The following is a 6,949-nucleotide window of genomic DNA, read 5'->3' as shown; positions in this document are numbered from 1 at the left end:
ACAATTTCAGATGTTTCTTTATCTGTCCATCTACGTCGTTTAATATGAAAAAAAACAAACATACCTTTTAAAGGAAAATCCTGAACTGTAATGGTTTTATGAAAACCTTTTGAAATTAATTGACGTGAATTAAATTCTTGGGGAACAGTATTCTTTTCCTCAAAATAAAGGTTCAATCGTTCTCCTACTTTTTTTGATTCCGTAAGCTCAAAATGTGCTACCAAAATCTCAGGTAAAATCATTTTTATTAAGTCTAAATATCCCTCCAAAACTTATTCTTTTTTACAAAGAAAATCATTTTAGTCTAAATTCCTCCCCAACTTTTGTGACTGATCCCAATGAAATAAGATTGGTTAGAATAGATTGTTATTTTTAACCAACCTTAAAAAACGCCTATTTAAATGCAATATATAATTCCCTTACTAGTCATTGCTGGCACCATATACTTTGTGATTAAACTCAGAAAGAAACCGCTAGCTGAAACTCCTGCTGAATGGGATGAAATACTAGAGAAAAATGTGCGTTTCTATCAACGTTTAAATCCGAATCAAAAAGTGATTTTTAAGGATGAGATGCTCAATTTTATTAATGAGGTTTATATTGAAGGTATTGGTTTTGATCTAGAAGAAATTGATCGGGTATTTGTGGCGGCTAGTGCAATTATTCCTGTGTTTCATTTTAGGAATTGGCGATATACGAATATCACAGGTGTGATTATTTATCCTGACAATTTTAATCAGAAATTGGGTTATGAGATGAATGTTGAAGACCGTTGGATTTCGGGTATGGTAGGCAATGGTAAATACGAAAATCAAATGATTCTTTCACGGAAAGCATTGCACCATGGTTTTAAAAACAAAACAGACAAACACAACACTGCCATTCACGAATTCGTGCACTTGCTCGACAAATTAGATGGTGAAATGGACGGTATTCCTTCGAACTTTATCGGTCAAGAATATGTTTTGCCTTGGGTGAATTTAATGCACAAGGAAATGGAAAAAATCAATGCCAATAAATCGGATGTTCGTTCGTACGGAGGCACTTCTCAAATCGAATTTTTCACTGTGGTTTCCGAATATTTTTTCGAGCGTCCAAAACTCTTAAAACGCAAACATCCCGAATTGTACAAGATGTTAGAGATGTGTTTTAATCCCAAAATTGATAAAACGGTTTGATCTTTTAAATATGCCTAAAATTCCAACCATTATTAATTCAAAATCGTTATCTTTTTAGAACTAACTAGCTAATAATTAAAGTATGAAACTAATTTTGACCCTATTCGGAGTTTTTCTAGCAGTTATTACTTGGAGCCAAAACTATCAGACAATCAACTCAAAAGACATTAATTATTTTGAAAATTTTGAAGCCAACTATTATCTAGCAACCAGAATAGACTCAACTCATCTTGTTGATGAAGATTCAATTTTTTATAGTTTTCAAACTTTTAGAAGAAATACTGACACTTGTGAGGTACTAATATCACCATGTTGGCTTGGCGAAAAAGTAATAGTAGAAACGAATGGTACTAATTTATTTTTCAATAACAATGGAGATACCATAACCATTCTCACTCAAGCAGAATTAAACGATACCTTCACAGTCTACACATATCCAACTGGTGAATTTATTAAAGGTTGGATTTCGTCGATTATTGAAGAAGAAATACTAGGCGTTTTAGACTCTGTTAAAACAATAAGTTTATTCAGCAATAGTGACGAGTTCAATTTAATTGATCCCGAATTTAAAATTGGAAAATTAACTGGATTTACGACTATTTACCCTTTTTATACTTTTCCTGAGGCTTATCAACCGATATATACAGATGAAAAAATGTACCAACCATTAAAATTAGTAGGATCGGAATACCCCAGAGTTGGCATTACTAAAAATACAGTTGGTGAAATTCATGATCATGAAATCGGCGATAGAATTATATACTCATCTTATGAAGAAACCTCTACAATGTTCAGCTCCTTCGGTTCAAGTCGTATCAGGGAATTATTATTCATAGATAAAAATTATATCAGTGAAGATACACTTGCGTACACAATGGAAGTGAAATACAAATACTCAACATTCAATTCATGGGATGATGGAACAGGTCCAATTTATGGTACTAGAACTGAAACGAAGGTTGTTTCAAATTTAGATAAAAAAGCCTCTCCTTACTTACCAGAAGAATTTCATTGGGTAGATTATGATATAGCACAAAACCACTTAACGTACTTACATTGTGGGCGCCTAGCGGAAGTAACTAACTATCTATCAGGGTACGGATGCCATGATGATGAAGATACCACCTGCAAGTGTTTACAGCAAGTAGATATGGGTGTCAGTTATTATAATAAGTTTAATGTGATAGGATTAGGCGGTCAATACTTTGGTTATAGCTCTTTTTATGTAGGTGATGGCATGCAAGATGTCTCCGAAGGAATAAGATATTATTCTGACGCTGATGGTGAATGCGGAAGTAACTTCTCACTCAGTACTGATAAAAATGAAATCGAAAATGATTTAATTATTTATCCAAATCCTACAACGAATTATCTAACTATTAATCATCCGCAATTTACAGGTGGCTTCTTAATTGAAATATACAATAGCACCGGTAATTTAATAAAATCTGAAATCTTTTCGGAAGCTGAAAAGGAAACTCAAATTGATGTACGGGCATTGCAAAATGGAGTTTATTCCGTTCAAATCACAACGGATAACATCACAATGCAAAAGCAATTTATTAAGCTCTAATTTTCAATAAATCCTTATTGCAATACAATTTGCTTCCGTGAAATCCCTTCTGCGGTTTCTATTAAAACCGAATAAATTCCCTGCGCAAAATTATTGAGATTGATTGAGACTATCGATTCATCAACTTGCATTGACATGACATTTTGGCCAATTGAATTGTACAATTTTATTGATTCCATGATCCCTTCTTCCGATTCGATATAAACTTGACCTAAACTTGGGTTTGGATAAATAGTAAATGAGTTGTCGATCTCATCATTAAAATGATCAATTGACAGATTTGAAGAACATTCCGTAATGATGTTGATGTAGCTAGCTCCAATAATAGTTTCTGGAATTGCGAGAGAACCATTTCTAGTAATCGAAGATGAAGTAGAGAAGGCCAAAGTCTCCGCGTTTTTCTCACCTAAAAAAGGAATATTCATATTACATTGTAGATTGTCAGGCGCTATTATTTTAATCAAATAAATATCATCAGTTCCACTCCCAAAACTCCGACTATATCCAACCAATAAATATCCACCATCATCCGTTTTTATAAGTCCTTCGCCATAGTCGTATCCAATTCCTCCGTATGCCCTACTCCATGCTAAATTGCCTTCATCATCTGTTTTAATCAGCAGTACATCCATTAAGTTTTCAAAACTTTGGGTATAGCCTACCATCAAATAACCACCATCACTTCCCTCAATAATCGAGCTAAAACCATCAAAACTATCCGAGCCATAAGTCTTCGACCACAGTAAATCCCCGTCAAAATCAACACTTATTAGATACGCATCCTCTTCACCATAACCGAAACTCACCGACGCACCTGCAATCACGTATCCAGTTGAAGTCTCGATCACTTCATTTCCATAATCATTGGCTAAACCGCCATAAGTTTTTTCCCAAACAATATTACCTGCGGCACTTATTTTCACCAAAGACACATCTGAATTTCCTGCACCAGAACTAAAGGTACTTCCAGTAGCGATAAAGTCACCTTCCTCCGTTTCAATAATTGATTTTATTTCATCAATACTTGAACCGCCAATGGTTAAAGTCCATAAGGTATCGCCAAATTCATCTAATCGTAAAACGTAACCATCACGAATAGCAACGCGGAAACTCTCCGTTGCACCACCTACAATAAATCCATTATCACGCGTTCGTGCCAACGAATTCCCATAGTCTTCGTTCGATCCACCGTAAGCCTTGGACCACAAGAGTTCTCCATCGGCATCAGTCTTTACCATATAAACATCATCCGCTCCAAAACCAACTTCAAATGCTGCTCCTGTTAATAAATAGCCATTATCAACACACTCAACAATACCATACGATTTCATACCAAGCGTACTATGTCGATCGATTCGAGCAACTGAAGTATCGGAACGAAGTCCAAATGTTTTCACCCACAATGTATCACCAGTCGGTGTTACTTTTGTCAACAAATAAATTGCAGTTCCTAAACCGTCAGTTTCGTATGACCCTGCTATCACAAAATTCCCATCAGCACTATTGATTATAGCATAACCTTGATCGCCATCACGAGAACCATAAAACTTTTGAAAGACATCTTGTGTGGATCCTTTAAATGGAATTAATGCGAATAGAAATAATAAAATGAAAGTGTATTTACTCATAGCAGATTTTGCCCTCAGATATTCAGTTAAAAAAAGAAACCTTATCCTTCGATAGCGAAGTTACCATTAATTAAAAATAAAGGAAATTCAAGATAACCCAAAAATTGTACTCCTAAAAATTCTATCGGTAAATCTGACAATACCCCGAAAAGGAATCTAATTTTTGTCGAAAAAAGTGTTGATCAGTCCAAAATTACAAGCTTTAATTTACAGCAAAACACCCTATAGGTTTAAGCTCAGCCTATGTAGATTGACTGTCCGATTTTAAAATTCCAATAGTTCAACTATTTTGACTTTGGCAAGCTATATGAATTCACTAGCTTTACAAATTCATTCATAAAGAGCATTTTAAGGCGCTTTATGATTTGAATTCAATGCGTTTTGCATCAATTATAAAAATTAAATAGTAATCAAATTGAATATGAAAAAATTAATACGCTTATTCACCATTGTTTCTGTTTTTTCATTTGGTCATCAAACGTTTGCACAATGTGATATATCAGAAGGAGAAGTCACTATTGTTGTGCATACTGATGCTTTTGGGAACGAGGGTTATTGGCAATTATTACCTAGTGGTAATGACTGTGGAGATGGAACCATCTTTGAAGGAGAAAATGAACTAGTCGGATGCGACGGTGCTGGGAATAGAGATAATCCTCCTGGTGGATACCCTAACAATGCAGACATCATAGAAGGTCCTTGGTGTTTACCTTTAGGAAATAGCTATGACATTATATACACGGACGATTGGGGTGATGGCGGTTTTTCTTTTGATGTATTGGTCAACGGTTATCAAATCGCAACTTTTGAAGGACTTGGCTTAGGCGGTACTTATACTTTTGTAGTTGAAGAGCCACCATTGTATGATCTTTCAGTATACGAATCTAATTTGTTTGAATATATAGAAACAGGTGACTATGATTTGGAAGCTAAAGTTTTTAATAGAGGAACGGAGACTATCACTTCATTTGATTTGAATTATAGTGTGGATGGCGGAGCAACTGAAACGCATAATGTAGCTAGTGTGTCGATTCCTAATTATTCATCAATTACAGTTGAACATAGTATTGCAATTGATTTGCCAATAGAAGGCATGTACAATATCAAAGTTTGGGCGGATAATATCAACATCGGAAATGAAGATTTATATAATGTAAATGATACCCTGAATAAAGAAATACAAGTCGGTCCAGGTACAGTAAATGACATTGAAAGTTATATAGATTCTCCAGTATTACCAACATTAATTGCTGGTACAGGCGAAAGTATTGACGATCCAACTGATTTGGATTTCCACCCTACTTTAACAAATATGGAATTGTGGGTTGTAAATCGTGGTACTGAAGGTACAGGAAGTAATACAACAACGATTTTTAACGCAGGTGAAGAAGGGCAAACATCCATTAATAAGGAAGATGGAAATGCTTGGCATTTTATGTCTCTTACTACTGGTATAGCATTTAGTCAAAATGGAAATTTTGGAACATCACCAGGAGTTTATGATGCAAATCATGATGGTGGTAGTGCTTTCACCGGACCTTCTTTATGGTCGAGTGATATGGCTATTTATGCTGAACCTTCGGGTGGAAATGGAAGTCACTTAGATATGCTTCATGCAAGTCCATATTGTCAAGGTATTGCTGCTGAAAAAGACAATGTATTTTGGATCTTTGATGGATATACGAATGACATCGTTCGATACGATTTTGCTGAAGATCACGGACCAGGAAATGATTACCATGGTGATGCCATTATTAGAAGATATTCTGACGATGAAGTACAAAAAGATCCTGCATCGCAAATTGTAAGTCATTTAATTTTAGACGACGAAAAAAAATGGCTTTATGTAGTTGATCACGGAAATCAACGTGTCATCAGAATTGATATAACAACGGGGAGTGATATTGGTGGTACACCTAATTATCCAAATCCTGAACCAGTTATTGAATATACAGAGTATACAGGTTACACACAAGAATTGGTTGTTTCAGGTTTGATTAAACCATCAGGTATAGATGTAATTGATGATAGGATGATTGTGAGTGAATATGAAACAGGTGAAATTATTATTTATGACATCTCTTCAATGCCAGCAACAGAACTTAGTCGTATTAGTACAGATTTAAATAGTGTTCAAGGTGTAAAAATTGGACCAAAAGGTAAAATTTGGTTTGTTGATCAAAATTCAGATGGTGTTTATAGATTAGATCATCAGTTTGCAAGTGTAGATAATAACGAACAAAGTTCATTCGCTGTATATCCAAATCCTAGTAACGGGCTAATCAATATAGCCTCAAATGCTTTAACGAATGGCAAGGTTGAAATTCGTAACGTAATTGGTGAACTGGTTTATTCTTCAAGTTATAGCGGTAGTAATGAAATGATTGAATTGGAAACAGCTAACGGCTTATATTTCGTTTCAATTTATGATAACAATTCTAATATAATTGGAACAGAAAAAGTAATTATAAATAAATAGTACTTGTTAATAGTATCGTTTAAAAACTGATCACGAAAAAAGCTTTTGGTAAACCCAAAGGCTTTTTTTATGCTTAATTCTCCCCTTAAAG

At 34.7% G+C, this 6,949-nt stretch carries 5 protein-coding genes; 3 read left to right on the top strand and 2 right to left on the bottom strand.

Annotated elements, in window-relative coordinates:
* The coding region (locus T367_RS0115775; protein ID WP_027420714.1) for an ISAon1 family transposase N-terminal region protein at positions 1 to 269 on the bottom strand (269 nt) is incomplete at its 3' end.
* 132 nt (positions 270 to 401) lie between these two features.
* Between T367_RS0115775 and T367_RS0115770 the strand changes: the two genes are divergently transcribed.
* Positions 402 to 1,178, top strand: a complete 777-nt coding sequence (locus T367_RS0115770; RefSeq protein WP_027420713.1) for a M90 family metallopeptidase — start codon at positions 402 to 404, stop codon at positions 1,176 to 1,178.
* Positions 1,179 to 1,260: 82 nt separating this feature from the next.
* Positions 1,261 to 2,751, top strand: coding sequence for a T9SS type A sorting domain-containing protein (locus T367_RS0115765; RefSeq protein ID WP_027420712.1), 1,491 nt, complete (start codon positions 1,261 to 1,263; stop codon positions 2,749 to 2,751).
* A gap of 14 nt (positions 2,752 to 2,765) precedes the next feature.
* On the opposite strand, the gene T367_RS24155 is transcribed toward T367_RS0115765, so the two are convergent.
* Positions 2,766 to 4,379, bottom strand: coding sequence for a T9SS type A sorting domain-containing protein (locus T367_RS24155; RefSeq protein ID WP_051568603.1), 1,614 nt, complete (start codon positions 4,377 to 4,379; stop codon positions 2,766 to 2,768).
* Between the two features lie 421 nt (positions 4,380 to 4,800).
* Between T367_RS24155 and T367_RS0115755 the strand changes: the two genes are divergently transcribed.
* Complete coding sequence (locus T367_RS0115755) at positions 4,801 to 6,858, top strand: T9SS type A sorting domain-containing protein (protein WP_027420711.1); 2,058 nt, start codon at positions 4,801 to 4,803, stop codon at positions 6,856 to 6,858.
* Positions 6,859 to 6,949 lie beyond the last annotated feature (91 nt).

Origin of the sequence: Crocinitomix catalasitica ATCC 23190, from assembly GCF_000621625.1 — a bacterium.
Taxonomy (GTDB): Bacteria; Bacteroidota; Bacteroidia; order Flavobacteriales_D; family Crocinitomicaceae; genus Crocinitomix; species Crocinitomix catalasitica.
This window is presented reverse-complemented; position numbering and strand designations above follow the sequence as displayed.